The 14746-nt window shown below is 70.6% G+C and carries 14 protein-coding genes; 1 reads left to right on the top strand and 13 read right to left on the bottom strand.

The window, feature by feature from the left end; all coding sequences use genetic code 11:
• Nucleotides 1–7 precede the first annotated feature (7 nt).
• Entirely contained in the window at nucleotides 8–772 is a 765-nt protein-coding gene (locus ACFWQG_RS05705; protein WP_378506609.1) for a VOC family protein, read from the bottom strand.
• A 153-nt stretch (nucleotides 773–925) separates the two neighbouring features.
• Here ACFWQG_RS05705 and ACFWQG_RS05700 point away from each other — a divergent pair, with 153 nt between their 5' ends.
• A complete protein-coding gene (locus ACFWQG_RS05700; RefSeq protein ID WP_378506608.1) occupies nucleotides 926–2488 on the top strand; it encodes an APC family permease in 1563 nt (520 codons plus the stop codon).
• A 70-nt stretch (nucleotides 2489–2558) separates the two neighbouring features.
• Here ACFWQG_RS05700 and ACFWQG_RS05695 read toward each other — a convergent pair whose 3' ends face one another.
• From ACFWQG_RS05695 to kdpF, 12 genes are all read right to left on the bottom strand, one after another.
• Nucleotides 2559–3014 carry a DUF350 domain-containing protein gene (locus tag ACFWQG_RS05695; protein WP_378506607.1) on the bottom strand — a complete coding sequence of 152 codons (456 nt, stop codon included), beginning with the start codon at nucleotides 3012–3014 and terminating at the stop codon, nucleotides 2559–2561.
• A gap of 41 nt (nucleotides 3015–3055) precedes the next feature.
• Entirely contained in the window at nucleotides 3056–4222 is a 1167-nt protein-coding gene (locus tag ACFWQG_RS05690; protein WP_378506606.1) for a glutathionylspermidine synthase family protein, read from the bottom strand.
• Nucleotides 4222–4731, bottom strand: coding sequence for a hypothetical protein (locus ACFWQG_RS05685; RefSeq protein ID WP_378506748.1), 510 nt, complete (start codon nucleotides 4729–4731; stop codon nucleotides 4222–4224). The genes ACFWQG_RS05690 and ACFWQG_RS05685 overlap by 1 nt, the downstream gene beginning before the upstream one ends.
• Nucleotides 4732–4905: 174 nt before the next feature.
• Nucleotides 4906–5187, bottom strand: a complete 282-nt coding sequence (locus ACFWQG_RS05680; RefSeq protein ID WP_378506605.1) for an acylphosphatase — start codon at nucleotides 5185–5187, stop codon at nucleotides 4906–4908.
• An 11-nt stretch (nucleotides 5188–5198) separates the two neighbouring features.
• A complete protein-coding gene (locus tag ACFWQG_RS05675; RefSeq protein WP_378506604.1) occupies nucleotides 5199–6380 on the bottom strand; it encodes an SMP-30/gluconolactonase/LRE family protein in 1182 nt (393 codons plus the stop codon).
• 13 nt (nucleotides 6381–6393) lie between these two features.
• A complete protein-coding gene (locus tag ACFWQG_RS05670; RefSeq protein ID WP_378506603.1) occupies nucleotides 6394–6837 on the bottom strand; it encodes an OsmC family protein in 444 nt (147 codons plus the stop codon).
• Nucleotides 6838–6886: 49 nt separating this feature from the next.
• Nucleotides 6887–7567 carry a response regulator gene (locus ACFWQG_RS05665; protein WP_378506602.1) on the bottom strand — a complete coding sequence of 227 codons (681 nt, stop codon included), beginning with the start codon at nucleotides 7565–7567 and terminating at the stop codon, nucleotides 6887–6889.
• Nucleotides 7568–10081 carry a DUF4118 domain-containing protein gene (locus ACFWQG_RS05660; protein WP_378506601.1) on the bottom strand — a complete coding sequence of 838 codons (2514 nt, stop codon included), beginning with the start codon at nucleotides 10079–10081 and terminating at the stop codon, nucleotides 7568–7570.
• A 7-nt stretch (nucleotides 10082–10088) separates the two neighbouring features.
• The gene (locus ACFWQG_RS05655; RefSeq protein ID WP_378506600.1) at nucleotides 10089–10733 is read right to left on the bottom strand and encodes a potassium-transporting ATPase subunit C; all 645 of its coding nucleotides are present in this window, start codon (nucleotides 10731–10733) and stop codon (nucleotides 10089–10091) included.
• Between the two features lie 6 nt (nucleotides 10734–10739).
• Nucleotides 10740–12842, bottom strand: a complete 2103-nt coding sequence (gene kdpB, locus ACFWQG_RS05650; RefSeq protein WP_378506599.1) for a potassium-transporting ATPase subunit KdpB — start codon at nucleotides 12840–12842, stop codon at nucleotides 10740–10742.
• Nucleotides 12839–14530 carry a potassium-transporting ATPase subunit KdpA gene (kdpA, locus tag ACFWQG_RS05645; RefSeq protein ID WP_378506598.1) on the bottom strand — a complete coding sequence of 564 codons (1692 nt, stop codon included), beginning with the start codon at nucleotides 14528–14530 and terminating at the stop codon, nucleotides 12839–12841. Before kdpA ends, kdpB begins: the two co-directional genes overlap by 4 nt.
• Nucleotides 14531–14629, bottom strand: a complete 99-nt coding sequence (gene kdpF, locus ACFWQG_RS05640) for a K(+)-transporting ATPase subunit F (protein ID WP_378506597.1) — start codon at nucleotides 14627–14629, stop codon at nucleotides 14531–14533.
• Nucleotides 14630–14746 lie beyond the last annotated feature (117 nt).

Here is a 14746-nt window from a genome sequence, read left to right as displayed (position 1 = left end):
CCGCGGGCTACCCGTGCGGGCAACCGACGGTGAATCGGGCGCCGAACGGGTCGGTGATCTCGGCGATCCGGCCGTAGATCATGTCCGCGGCGTCCTCCGCGGTCCCACCGCAGGCCCGCGCCGCCGCGACCGCCGCGTCCGCGTCGTCGACCTGGAACAGCGTGCCCCACGCCGAGGTGGCGGCGCTCGGGTCGCCGGCGATGCCGCCGATCTCGTGTCCGTCGGGCCTGCGCAGGAAGGTGAAGTCCATGTCCGGCATGTCCTCGTTCCCGTCCAGGGTGAAGTCGAACACCGCGGCGTAGAAGTCGCGGGCGGCGCCGGGGTCGGGGGTCACCAGGTCGTTGCGCAGCAGTGCGCCCGCCTCGTTCACCAGTTCGCAGCCGACGTGCGCCCGCCCCTGCCACAGCCCGACCTGCGCGCCGGACGGGTCGCGGACGATCGCCATCCGCCCCTGGTCCATCACGTCCATCGGGTCCACCAGCAGCTCGCCGCCGTGGTCCCGGCAGCGCGCGACGGTGGTGTCGAGGTCGTCCGTCGCCAGATACACGCTCCACCAGAAGTCCGACGCGGCTGGATCCGGGTTCGGCATCATCGCCGCGACCTTCTTCCCTCCGACCAGGCACATCGTGTACCGGCCGTATTCCTCGGGACCGACGTCGAACTCCCAGCCGAGGACCGCGCCGTAGAACGACATCGCGCGATCCAGGTCGGGGATTCCAAGATCGATCCAGGTGGGGGTGCCGAGCGGCTGGTTGGTGGTGATCGTGCTCATCGCTGCTCCTCGGGGGTTGCATCGACAGCGGGCCGACCCGGGGCCGGCGACCGGCGGACCGTCCCAGCCTCCATCGTCGACGGCCCCGGCGCCAGCCGAGCCGGGCGGGGGCACCGGGTCCGCGGTCCGCACCCGTGCCCTAGGCTGCCGCCAGTGATCGATGGTGCGGCGCAGGCCGCAATGCGTGGCGACGTGGACGTCCCCGAGAAGGGGTTGCGGGCGGGGGCGTTGACCCTCGCCTCGAGTGTGGCGATCGGGGTCGCGTCGGCGGGACCCGCCTACAGCATCGCCGCGACCCTGGGGCTGATGGTCGCTGCGGTCGGGTTGCAGGCGCCGATCGTCGCGCTGCTGGCGTTCGTTCCGATCCTGTTCGCGGCGTTCGGGTATCAGCAACTCAACCGCGCCGACCCCGACTGCGGCACCACGTTCGTGTGGGCGACCCGGGCGTTCGGGCCGGCCTGGGGCTGGATGGCAGGCTGGGCCATCGTCGTCGCTGATGTCCTGGTGATGGCGAGCATGGCGCAGGTGGCGGGCCAGTACACGTTCCTGCTGTTCGGCGCGGACGGCATCGGACACGACCCGACCCACGTCGCGGTGCTGGTCCTGGGTGTCGCGTTCATGCTCGCGATGACGTGGCTGTGCTTCCGCGGGATCGAACTGTCCGCCCGGATCCAGTCGGTGCTGCTGACGGTCGAGTTCGTCGCGCTCGTCGTGTTCGCGGCGGTGGCCCTGGTCCGGGTCTGGATCGGCCGCGCCGGGGAGGCCTCGATGACACCGCAGTGGAGCTGGTTCAACCCGTTCGAGATCGGCTCGTTCTCCACCTTCGTCAACGCAATCCTGCTGATGGTGTTCATCTACTGGGGCTGGGACTCGGTGGTCTCGGTCAACGAGGAGACCGTGGACTCCCGGCGCACCCCCGGCCGGTCCGCGGTCATCTCCACGATCGTCCTAGTCGCGCTGTACGTGCTGGTGACGATCGCCGCGCAGTCCTTTGCTGGCGTGTCGGCCGAGGGCACCGGACTCGCCAACCCCGACCACTTCGACGACTTCTTCGCCGCGCTCGGCACCGCGGTGTTCGGGGACGGACCGCTCGGGGTGTTCGCCGTGCACGTGCTGCTGCTGATGATCCTCACCTCGGCGGTCGCCTCGACGCAGACGACGATCCTGCCGACCGCGCGGACCACCCTGGCGATGGGCGTGTTCAAGGCGCTGCCCGCGACCTTCGCGACCGTGCACCCGCGGTTCCGGACCCCGACGGTGTCGACCCTCGCGATGGGCGGGGTGTCCGCCGTCCTCTACGTGGTGTTCAACTTCCTCGCCGCGGGCGACCTGATCTACGACTCCGTCGCCGCGATCGGTATCGCGGTCGGCTTCTACTACGGGATGACGGGCCTGGCCTGCGCCTGGCTGTACCGCGCCGACCTGCGGGCCGGTGGCCGCGAGCGGTGGATGCGGGTGCTCCTTCCGCTGGCGGGCGGGGCGATGCTGGTGTTTGCCGCGGCGTGGACGGCCGTGACCTCGTTTGCCGCGGACTACGGCGAGACGTACTGGACGCTGCCGTTCGCGCCGCACTGGCAGGTCGGCGGGGTGTTCCTGATCGGGGTCGGTTCGATGGCGATCGGCCTGCCACTGATGTGGTGGTGCCGGCGCCGCGAGCCCGCGTTCTTCGACGGCGACACCATCGACCGCGGACTCCCCAACTCCCCGAAACGTTGAACGGGGGTTCATGTGTCATCCGGCGTCCGGACTTGACACATGAACCCCCGTTCACTGCAGGGCGGCGGGGTCAGAGAATGGCGAACGCCACGATCAGGCCGAGCGCCACGTGGGCGGCGGCGACGACGAGGACCTCCGGTGTGAACCGCTCCCGGTCGAGCACCTCACCGATGTCGATGGCGGTGACGAGCTCAACAAGGCGAACCGAGATGACCTGGGCGGCGATGCCGACGAGCCCGAACACGGCGCTGTAGATCAGGCCCTCGACGAGCTTGCCGGACGAGGCGTAGATCGCGAGCACGATGATGAGCGCCATGCTCACCATCCCGGACGCGGTCACGACCGCCGCGTTCGGCCTGCCCGCCCGCACCAGGTCGCGGAGCTTGCCTGGGGTGGTCCAGTCGATCGCGAAGAAGCCGAGCACCATCAGGGCGAGGCCGAGGATCGCGTACAGCACGATCGCGGACACCCCGCGGCCGAGGGTGGACCAGTAGTCGCTGCCGAGGGCTACCACCGCAGTGGTCATCGAGGTACTCCGTTCATCGGGTGGGTGAGGTACTTCCTGGGTCAGGGCTGCGGGATGCGGTGCGGCACGAAGGCGGCGCCGTCATCGGTGACCAGGCCCGCGGTCTCCCGGATGCCGAGCCCGGCCGCCTCGTCACCGACGATCCACGCGCCGAGCGCGGGCCGCATCCCGTCGAATGCGGGGAGCGGGTCGAGCAACTGATACACGAACCCCTCCTCCCCGTAGATGCCGCCGGTCGCGGTGTCCATGCCCGCACCGACGATCGACACGTTGGCACCCTCGCGGCCGAGCTTCGGCTTGCGCACGTACTCGGTCAGCTCGTGCGGGTCGTCGAGGTAGGCGGGCAGCAGGTTCGGGTGCCCGGGGTACATCTCCCACAGCACGGCGAGGATCGCCTTGTTGCTCAGGATCGCCTTCCACAGCGGCTCCACCCACAGCGTCTCCGGCAGGAGTTCGAGTGCGCGCCTTCCGAACTCGTCGTCGAGGATCCACTCCCACGGATACAGCTTGAACAGGCTGGAGATCGGCGCCTCCTCGAGGTCGACGAACCGGTGCAGGTCGGCGTCGAAGCCGACCTCCTCGATCGCGAGGGCGACGGTGTCCAGCCCCGCCTCGGCGGCGCATTCCTGCATGTAGGCGACGGTGACATTGTCCTCGCCGCTGAGGTCGGCGCTCGACCACGCGAGATGCAGTTCGGCACTGGGAAGCTGGGAACGGATCTCGGCCCAGCGCGCAACCAGCTTCTCGTGCAGGGAGTTCCACTGATCGTCGCCGGGGTGGGTGTCGGTCAGCCAGTGCCACTGCAGGATCGACGCCTCCAACAGCGTCGTCGGGGTGTCCGCGTTGTACTCGAGCAGCTTCGCCGGGCGCCGCGCGTCGTACCGGAGGTCGAAACGGCCGTACACGTGCGGGTCGCCGCGGCGCCAGGATTCAGCGATCGGTTCCCACGTCCACTCCGGCAGCCCGAAGTCGCGGTACCGCTCGGTGAGGATGACGTGGTCGACGGCCTTCAGGCACATCGAGTGCAGCAGTTCGACGTCCGCCTCCAGCGCGAGGATCTCGTCCATGTCGAACTCGTAGTGCACGGATTCGTCCCAGTAGGGCCGGTCGGTGCCGTCCGCCATCCGGGCGGGCGTGCCGAACACCATGCCCTGCGCGGCGACGGTTTCCCGCCAGCCCGGCCGCGGGGTGCTGCGGACGCGGCGCATCAGGTGCCGACGCTTCCGGAGCTCTTGCTACCGAACCCGCCGCGCTGGACCGTGGTGCCGGACTTGGTCTTGATGGTGGTTCCCTTCGGGGTGACGACGGTGCCGCCGGACACCTTGGTGCCGACCGGTCCGCTCTTCCCGCCGTAGTAGTAGCGGTAGGTCGACCCGGCGTAGATGAACATCCCCGCCGACGAACCGGAGCCGGGTGTGCCCGTGGTGCAGTAGGACTCGTCGACGACGACCTCGGTGTCGGGGTCGATGCAGGTGGCCTCGACCTCGTCCGATGAGAGCACCGAGTAGCCGAGCGCGACCAACCCGACGATGCCGACGACGGCGACGCCGCCGATCATCGCCTTGCGCCGGGTCCGACGCTTCGCTTCGTCCTTCTCCGCCTGCTCGGCGGCCAACCTGTCCTGCTCCTCGCGGGCGCGGCGGGCCTTGTCGCGGGCGCGGGCCTCGCCGACGGTCGGCGGGCGCGGCGTGGTCGTTCCCGGGTCCTGACGGCGGATGCGTCCCGCAGCGGGCCGGGCCTCGCCGTCGTCACCGGCGCCGGTGCGCGGGTCCTGCTCGTCGGGTCCCATCGACCCCTCCCCCTCGTGTGTCGGTGTCCGCAGCCGACCCTAGGCCACCGGGCCCCGCGGCCCGCGCGGCACCCCCGACCGCCGCCGCAGCGGACGGCCGGGTCAGCGCTCGACGAATCCGACCAGGTTCCCGGCCGCGTCCGACCAGCTCTCGACGACCAGGTCGACGACGCCGGGCGTCGAGCCCGAGGTCAGCAGGTCCAGCAGCCGCTCGCAGTCCCGCCGCGAGCCCTCGGCGATCACCAGGACCCGGCCGTCGGGGCGGTTGGTCGCGTGCCCGACCAGGCCCAGTTCGAGTGCACGCGAGCGGGTCCACCACCGGAAGCCGACACCCTGCACAGTGCCGTGCACCCAGGCCGTCAGCCGGACCCGCTGCGCGTCCACGCCGTCCACTCTCAGGGTGCCGGCGTGAGACGGTGCACGGTGCCGTCGAAACCGGTGGTGTACAGCGACGTCGCGTCCCAGCCCTCGCCCTCGCCGAACCGGACGGACGAGGTGAGCGGCAACCCGGACGCGAGCTCGCAGGTGTCCCCGGTCGCGGGGTCGAGACGCACCACCGTGCCAGCGCCACCCAGCGCCATGTAGATCCGGCCGTCGGAGTCGACGGTCAGGTCGTCACCCGCGTTGGTGTGGCCGTTCCCCGGCAGGGTGAACGTGGTGGCGTCACCGGTCAGGTCCGCGGCGTCGAGGACGTGGATCTCGGTGCGCTTGTCGAAGGTGTTGCCGACATATACCCGTGAACCGGCCGTGACGAGGCCGTTCGCGGAGCCGACGTCCGTGCGGACCCGTTCGGCGTCCGTCTCCCCCTCCGGGATCCGGATCAGGCCCGGGTCGTTGCCGAGGGCCTGGGTGACGAGGAGGTCGCCGTCGGCCAGTATGGCGAGGCCGTTCGGCATCGTCAGCCCCTCGGCGAGGGTGGTGCGGTCCGCGCCGTCCAGGCTCACCGACTCGACGGTGCCGTTGGTTCCGTTGTAGAGGCCGGCCATCACGTTGTTGCCGGTGGTGAACACCACCCGATCGCCGTCGACGACGAGTCCGCCGGGCGACGCGACGCCGGACACCAGCGTGCCCTTGTCGCCCTTGGGCGTCAGCGTGCGGATCGCGCCCTCGCCGAGGGCCGGGCTCTCCGACAGCAGCATCCGTCCCCCGTCGAACGCCAGGTTCTCCAGGACCCCGAATCCGCTCGCGACGGTGTCGACCGTCCACGGCGTGCAGGCGGGTGCCGCGGCGGGGGCGGCGGGGGTGGACGCGACAGCGGGCGCGGGCACGGCCGTCGACTGCGGCGCCGTGGTCGTTGTCGGGGCCGCGGCGGTGGTGGTCGCGGCAGGCGCACCGGGCAGCTGCGGCAGCGCGGGCAACGACGGAAGCGGCGGCAGGGCGGGGAGTTCCACCTCCAACTCGGGCAGCTGCACCTGCGGGATCGGCAGCGTGCTCGTCGGTGCGGACGACGGCGTCGGAGTGGGCGACGGCGTGACCGGGGTCGGCGTGACCGGGGCGGGCTGTGCGGCGGCCAGTGGTGCACCGGCGACCACGCCGGCGACCACCGCGCCGACCATCGCAACGCGGGACAGAGTCATGGCGCCCATCAGATCACGAATCGGTTTCAATCGAAAGCCGAACGACGGTGCCGCTTTTCAGCGTGCGACCGACCGTGCAGACCTTGTCGATCGACTTCTCGACGACGGTGATCAGCCGCTGCTGGGCCTCCGCGTCGAGTTCGCTGAGATCGAGCTCGAGCACCTCCTCGAGCACCGGGTACACCTCGTTCTCCCGGTCGGCGGCGCCGGAAACCCGCACCGTGGCGTCGTAGTTGTCGCCGAGCCTGCGCGAGAGCGGCAGATCGGAGCTCATCCCGCTGCACGCCGCGAGCGCGATCTTCAGCAGCTCGCCCGGCGTGAACACGCCCTCGACCGACTCGGAGCCGATCAGCACCTCCGCGCCACGTGAGCTGCGGCCGGTGTAGCGGCGGGTGCCGGTGCGCTCGACCCACAAGTCGGTCGCGGCGGGGGCGGTCTCGGGGCTCTGGTCGGTCATGGCCCAATCCTGCCATTGCCGTCCCTGGCCCGGACGCGGACCCGTCCCCTCATTCCTGGAACCGATAGCCCATCCCCGGTTCGGTGATCAGATGGCGGGGAGTGGACGGGTCGTCCTCGAGTTTGCGGCGAAGTTGCGCGAGATACACGCGCAGGTAGTGCGTTTCGGTCGCATACGCCGGGCCCCACACCTCGCGCAGCAGTTCCTTCTGCCCGACGAGCTTGCCCTTGTTGCGCACCAGCATCTCAAGCATGCCCCACTCGGTCGGCGTCAGGTGGACCTCCCGGTCCCCCTTGGTCACCTTCTTCGCGGCCAGGTCCACCGTGAACGAGTCGGTGACGACGACCGGGACGCCGACGTCCGCGGCCGCGGTGCCGCGCCGGACCGCCGCACGCAGCCGGGCCAGGAACTCGTCCATGCCAAACGGCTTGGTGACGTAGTCGTCGGCGCCCGCGTCGAGCGCGGCCACCTTGTCCGACGAATCGGTCCGCGCGGACAGCACGATCACCGGAACGGTGGTCCACCCGCGCAGCCCGGCGAGCACCTCGATGCCGTCCATGTCCGGCAGGCCGAGGTCGAGGACGATCACCTCCGGGTGCCGTTCGGCGGCCGCCCGCAGCGCCGCCGCCCCGTTGGCGGCCGTGGTCACCTCGTAGCCGCGCACACTCAGGTTGATCCGCAACGCACGCAGGATCTGCGGTTCGTCGTCGATCACCAATATCCGTGTCACTCAGTCAGCCTTCCCGATTCCCGCAAGATCCACCACCATCGTCAGTCCGCCGCCCGGGGTGTCGGTGGCGGTGACGCTGCCGCCCATCGCGTCGACGAAGCCGCGCACCACCGACAATCCGAGCCCGACCCCGGTGGTGGTGTCCCGATCGCCGAGTCGCTGGAAGGAGTCGAACATCTGCTCCTCCGACCCGCGGGCGATCCCGGGCCCGTTGTCCGCCACCGTGATCAGCACCCGGTCCGCGACCGCGGCGGCGCCGATACGCACCACCGTGTCCGGCGCGTACCGCAACGCGTTGTCCACCAGGTTCGCCACCACCCGTTCCAGCAGGCCGCCGTCCGCCATGACGGCATGCGCGCCGACCTCGACCCGCACCCGGTCCCCCACCGTCCGTGCGGATCCGACGGCGGTGCCGACCCCGACGCCGACGAGCGCGCGGTGCACCACCTCGTCGAGGTACACCGGGCGCAGCGCCGGGCGCACCACCCCGGCCGCGAGCCGCGACGAGTCGAGCAGGTTGCCGACGAGGTTGGTCAGCTGATCGGTCGACTCCTCCACCGTGGCAAGCAGTTCCGCGGTGTCCTCGGGCGAGAACTCGACGTCGTCGCTGCGCAGGCTCGACACCGCGGCCTTCACCGCGGCCAGCGGGGTGCGCAGGTCGTGGCTCACCGCAGCGAGCAGTGCCCTGCGCAACCGATCGGCCTCGGCCAGCGCCCGTGCCGCACTGGCCTCGGCGGCCAACTGTTCCTGCCGGATCAGCCCGACCGCCTGATTCGCGACTGCGGTGAGCACCCGCCGGTCCCTGGCGGCGACCTCGGCGCCGCGGAGCACCAACGCGTACTCGTCGACCTCGCAGACGGTGTCCGCGTCCTCAATCCCGCAGGGCGGCTCGTCCCCGACCGCGCTGACGACGCCGCTCGTGCGGTGCAGGACGGCGACCGCCCGCTGCCCGTAGGTTTCCCGCACCTTCCCCAGCAGCGCAGGCAGGTCGGCGCCGCGGAGGACGGAGCCGGCGAACAGCGCAAGCAGTTCCGCCTCCTGCGACGCCCGGCGCGCCTCGCGAGCCCGCTTCGCGGCCTCGTCGACGAGCACCGCGACCGCGACCGCGACGACCAGCAGCACCACGGTGGTGATGAAGTTGTCGGGTTCGGCGATCGTGAAGCTGCGCAGCGGTGGCGTGAAGAAGTAATTCAGCAGCAACCCGGAGATCAACGCCGACAGCACCGCCGGCGCGACACCGCCGAGCAGCGCGACGACGAGCACCACGATGAAGAACAGTGCGCTCTCGCCACCGACCTCGAATCGGGTGTTCACCGCCCACATCAGCAAGGCCGCGGCCGACGGGACGAGCAGCGCCGCGATCCACGACACCGCGCGGCGCGGTCGGGAGCCCCCCGCCAGCCAGCGGCGGGACGGCGTTGTCTCGCCGTGGGTGACCATGTGCACGTCGATCCCGCCGGACCGTTGGACGACGGTGGCGCCGATGCCCTCGTCGACGATCCGCGCCCACCGGGACCGACGCGAGGTGCCGAGCACCAGCTGCGTCGCGTTCGCGGAGCGGGCGAAGTCGAGCAGGGTGGCGGGGACGTCGTCGCCGACGACGCTGTGCAGGGTGGCACCGATGCTCGCGGCGAGCCGGCGTACCTTCCCCATCTCCGCCGCCGACACCCCGGCCAGTCCGTCACCGCGGACCACGTGCACGACCATCAGTTCGGCGCTGGCCTTCGACGCGATCCGGCTGGCCCTGCGGATCAGGGTGTCGGACTCCGGACCGCCGGTGACCGCGACAACCACTCGTTCCCTGGCCTCCCAGGTATCGGTGATCGCGTTCTCCGCGCGATACTTCGCGAGCGCGGCGTCCACCTGGTCGGCGACCCAGAGCAGCGCCAGTTCCCGCAGCGCGGTGAGGTTTCCGCGCCGGAAGTAGTTACTCAACGCCGCGTCGACCTTCTCCGCCGCGTACACGTTCCCGTGGGACAGCCTGCGCCGCAACGCCTCCGGAGTGATGTCCACCAGCTCGACCTGGGTGGCGCCGCGCACCACCGCGTCGGGAAGCGTCTCCCGCTGCACGACCCCGGTGATCTGCTGCACCACGTCGTTCAACGATTCGAGGTGCTGGACGTTCACGGTGGAGAGCACGTCGATGCCCGCGGCGAGCAGTTCCTCGACGTCCTGCCACCGCTTCTCGTTGCGGCTGCCCGGGGTGTTGGTGTGCGCGAGCTCGTCGACGAGGACGAGCGCCGGGCGCCTGCGCAGCACCGCGTCGACGTCCAGCTCCCCCATCCGGGTGCCCCGGTATTCGACGAGCCGCGGCGGGACGAGCTCCAGATCACCGATCTGCGCCGCGGTGCGGGCGCGGCCGTGGGTCTCCACCACGGCCACGACCACATCGGTGCCTCGCTCCCGCCGCCGGTGCGCCTCGCCGAGCATCGCGTACGTCTTCCCGACGCCCGGCGCGGCGCCGAGGTAGATCCGGAGCTCGCCCCGGCGGGGGGCGGTGTCGCTGTCACTCACCCCGCCATCATCCACCCGCGGGCACGCAATCCGGCGCCGTCAAGCCAAGCGCGAGGTTCAGTTCCAGCACGTTCACCCGCTCCGCGCCAAGGAAGCCCAGTTGGCGGCCCTCGGTGTGCTCGCGGACCAGCTCGCGCACCCTGTCCTCGCCGAGCCCGGTCGCCGTCGCCACCCGCGGCACCTGCAGGGCCGCGTACTCCGGGCTGATGTGCGGGTCGATGCCGGACCCGGAGCCGGTCACCGCGTCGACGGGCACCCGGTCGGGCGAGATGCCTTCCCGGTCGGCGATCGCCGCGCGGCGGGCCTCCGCGAACTCGGCGAGCAGCTCACTGCTCGGCCCCTGGTTGGTGGGCAGCGCGGCGGCCGGATCACTGACCGCGAACGGGTCCGTGTCGGCAACCGACCCGGTCACCCTGGCGTGGAAGAACGGGTCCGGCTCGCCGGCACCGACCTGCGGGTCGAGCCCGACCCACCGGCTGCCGACCACGCAGCCGTTGCCATCGCGGACCGGGGAGCCTTCCGCCGAGCCGGGGGCGAGCCTGCCGACCCCCCACACCGCGGCCGGATACAGGATCCCGAGGATCGCGGTCAACGTGAGCAGCACCGCAAGCCCGGCGCCCACCTGGCGCACCAATCCGATCGTGAATCGCATCGTCACTCACCCCATCCCGGGAATCAGTCGGACCACAAGGTCGATCAGCCAGATGCCGATGAACGGCGTGATCACACCTCCGAGCCCGTACACCAACAAGTTTCGGCCGAGCAGCGTCGATGCCGTCGCGGGCCGGTATCGGACGCCCTTGAGAGCCAACGGGATCAGTCCGACAATGACCAGCGCATTGAAGATGACCGCGGACACGATCGCCGACTCCGGCGTCGCCAGTCGCATGATGTTGAGCGTGTCCAGCTGCGGGTAGATCACGCTGAACAGGGCAGGCAGGATCGCGAAGTACTTCGCGAGATCGTTGGCCAGCGAGAACGTGGTCAGCGCACCGCGGGTGATCAACAGTTGCTTGCCGATCTCGACGACCTCGATCAGCTTCGTCGGATCGGAGTCCAGGTCCACCATGTTCCCGGCCTCCTTCGCGGCCGAGGTGCCGGTGTTCATCGCGACACCCACGTCGGCCTGCGCGAGGGCAGGTGCGTCGTTGGTGCCGTCACCGGTCATCGCGACCAGGCGGCCACCGCTCTGCTCCCGGCGGATCAGTTCGAGCTTATCCTCGGGTGTCGCCTCGGCGAGGAAGTCGTCGACGCCAGCCTCGTCCGCAATGGCCTTGGCCGTCAACGGATTGTCGCCGGTCACCATCACGGTGCGGATGCCCATCGCCCGGAGCTGGGCGAACCGTTCCGCGATGCCGGGCTTGACGACGTCGGAGAGCCGGACGACACCGAGCACCCGGACCGTGTCCCCGATCGCGACCGCGACGACGAGGGGGGTGCCGCCACCCGACGCGATGTCGTTGACCGTGTCGGTCACCTCGGTCGGGGCGAGGCCGCTCTGCGACCGAACCCAGAGCAGGACCGCGTCGCTCGCCCCCTTCCGGATCCGCGTCACCCCGTCCGGGCCAGCCAGATCCAGGCCGCTCATCCGGGTCTGCGCGGTGAACGGCACGAACTCGGAATCCTTCTCGCCCGCGGTCGCCTCGGGTGACAGCCCGAACTCGGCGACGCACAGGTCGACGATGCTGCGTCCCTCCGGGGTGCCGTCGGCGAGGCTGGACAGCCGGGCGGCGGCGGCGAGCTGGTCCGCGTCGACGCCGGGCGCCGGGTACAGGGCGGTCGCGCGGCGGTTACCGAACGTGATGGTGCCGGTCTTGTCCATCAGCAGGGTGTCGATGTCGCCTGCGGCCTCGACTGCGCGGCCGGACATGGCGAGCACATTGCGCTGCACGAGCCGGTCCATGCCCGCGATGCCGATCGCGGACAGCAGCGCCCCGATCGTGGTCGGGATCAGGCAGACGAGCAGCGCGATCAGCTTGACCGGGTCCAGCGCATGCCCCGCGTACAGGCCCATCGGCCCGATCGCGACCACGGCGAGCAGGAAGATGATCGTCAGCGAGGCGAGCAGGATGTTCAGCGCGATCTCGTTCGGCGTCTTCTGCCGGGCCGCGCCCTCGACGAGCGCGATCATCCGGTCGACGAAGGACTCACCCGGCGCGGCGGTGATCTCGACGACGATCCGGTCCGACAGCACCACGGTGCCGCCGGTGACCGCGCAGCGATCGCCGCCGGATTCGCGGACGACGGGGGCGGATTCGCCGGTGATCGCGGACTCGTCGACGGTGGCGATGCCCTCGACCACGTCACCGTCGCCGGGGATCACCTCCCCCGCGACCACCACGACGCGGTCCCCGACCCGCAGCTCGGTGCCGGGCACCGATTCGATCGTTCCGCTTCCGGTGATCCGGTGGGCGGTGGTGTCCTGCTTGACCTTCCGCAGGCTCGCGGCCTGCGCCTTGCCGCGGCCCTCGGCGACGGATTCGGCGAGGTTGGCGAACAGGATGGTGAACCACAGCCACGCGGCAACCAGCCACGAGAACACCGACGGGTCGGCGATCGCCATCACGGTGGTCACCACCGAGCCGACGAGCACCACGAACATGACCGGGTTGCGGGCCAGGTGGCGGGGGTCAAGCTTGCCGACCGCGCCGGGCAGCGCGGTGATCAGCTGACGGGGGTCGAAGATGCCCGCCTTGACCGGCGACGGATCGCCGTCGACGTCGGGGGCGGGCCGGGGGCGTTCGGTGGTGTGCACGCTCATTGCAGTGCCTCCGCGATCGGGCCCAGTGCGAGGGCCGGGAAGAAGGTGAGTGCCGCGACGAGAACGACGGTGCCGGTGAGCAGTCCGGCGAACATCGGTCCGGCGGTGGGCAGGGTGCCCGTGGTCGGTTCGGAACGTCGCTGCGCGGCAAGCGATCCGGCGAGGGCGAGAACGAAGATGATCGGCAGGAACCGGCCGAGCAGCATGCACACGCCGAGCGAGGACTGGAACCAGTCGCTGGTGACGGTGAGGCCGCCGAATGCGCTGCCGTTGTTGTTCGACGCCGACGCGTACGCGTACAGCACCTCGGAGAACCCGTGGATCGCCTGCGGGGTGCCCGGGTCGCCGGAGTTGCCGAGGTACCCGGTCGTCGAGCCCAGGATCACCGTGATCGACGTGCCGATCAGGACCAGCGCCGGCATCACCAGCACCGACAGGGCCGCGAGGGTGATCTCCCGTCTGCCGAGCTTCTTGCCGAGGAATTCCGGGGTGCGCCCGACGAGCAGGCCGCCGACGAACACCGCGACGATCGCGAGCACCAGGATGCCGTACAGGCCGGTGCCGACGCCGCCGGGGGCGATCTCGCCGAGCAGCATGTTCAGCAGCACCGCGCCACCGCCGAGCGGGGACATGCTGTCGTGGGCGGAGTTGACCGCGCCGGTGGAGGTGCCGGTGGTGGAGACGGCGAACAGGGCGCTGCCGGGAATACCGAACCGGACCTCCTTGCCCTCCATCATTCCGCCGGCCGCGGTCGCGGCGACGCCACGGGTGCCGGACTCGGCGGCGAGCACCACCGCGAGCAGCGCCGCCCACAGGCCCGCCATCACCGCGAGGACCGTCAGGCCCTGCTTCCGATCGCCGACCATCGTGCCGAAGGTCCGGGTCAGGGACACCGGGATCAGCAGGATCGCGAGGATCTCGACGACGTTCGAGAGCGGGGTGGGGTTCTCGAAGGGATGCGCGGAGTTCGCGGCGAGGATGCCGCCGCCGTTGGTGCCGAGTTCCTTGATCGCCTCCTGCGATGCGACGGGCGCGAGCGCATTAGTGACGGCGGCGCCGTCGAGGCCGGTCGAGGTGAACCCGGTTCGGTAGGACTGGACCACGCCCTGGCTGAGCAGAACCAGCGCGATCAGGAACGAGATCGGCAGCAGGATGCGCAGGCAGCCGCGGGTCAGGTCGACCCAGAAGTTGCCGATCTCGCCGCCGCGGGTGACGCGGACGAAGCCGCGGATCAGAGCGATCGCGACCGCCATGCCAACGGCTGCCGACACGAAGTTCTGCACCGCGAGCCCGAGCGACTGGGTGAGGTGGCTCATCGTCGTCTCGGGGGTGTACGACTGCCAGTTGGTGTTCGCGACGAACGACGCCGCGGTGTTGAACGCCATCGCCGGGCTGACGCCCTCGAGGCCCGCGCCGAGCGGCAGCACCCCCTGGACCCGCTGCAGGAAGTACAGGAACAGGGTGCTCGCGGCGGAGAAGCCGAGCAGCGACGCCGCGTAGCCGAACCAGGTCTGCTCGGTGTGGAAGTTGATCCGGCAGAGCCGGTACAGGATCGTTTCGATCCGTAGGTCGCGGGACCGGTCGGTGTCGTACACCTTCGCCATGTAGTCACCGACGGGGACGTACAGGATCGCAAGGACGCCAAGCACGAACGCGATCTGCAGTCCCGCTGCGAGTGCGGGATTCACCTAGAACCTCTCGGGGTCGACGAGCGCGACGAGCAGATAGATCACCAGGGCGGCCGCGAGCGCGATCAGCACGACACTCAGCAGGCCGGCCGCCGTCACCGGACCTTCTTCGTCTGCAGCGCGCGCAGCACGCCCGCGCAGACCGCGAAGGTCCCGATGATCAGCATCACGTAGGCCAGATCAGCCATCACGCATTCCTCTTCACACGGCAAGGGG

This window comes from Rhodococcus sp. NPDC058532, from assembly GCF_042719255.1.
Classification (GTDB): Bacteria; Actinomycetota; Actinomycetes; order Mycobacteriales; family Mycobacteriaceae; genus Rhodococcus_G.
Note: the sequence above shows the minus strand (reverse complement) of the source record. Positions and strands in the feature narration are given on the sequence as shown.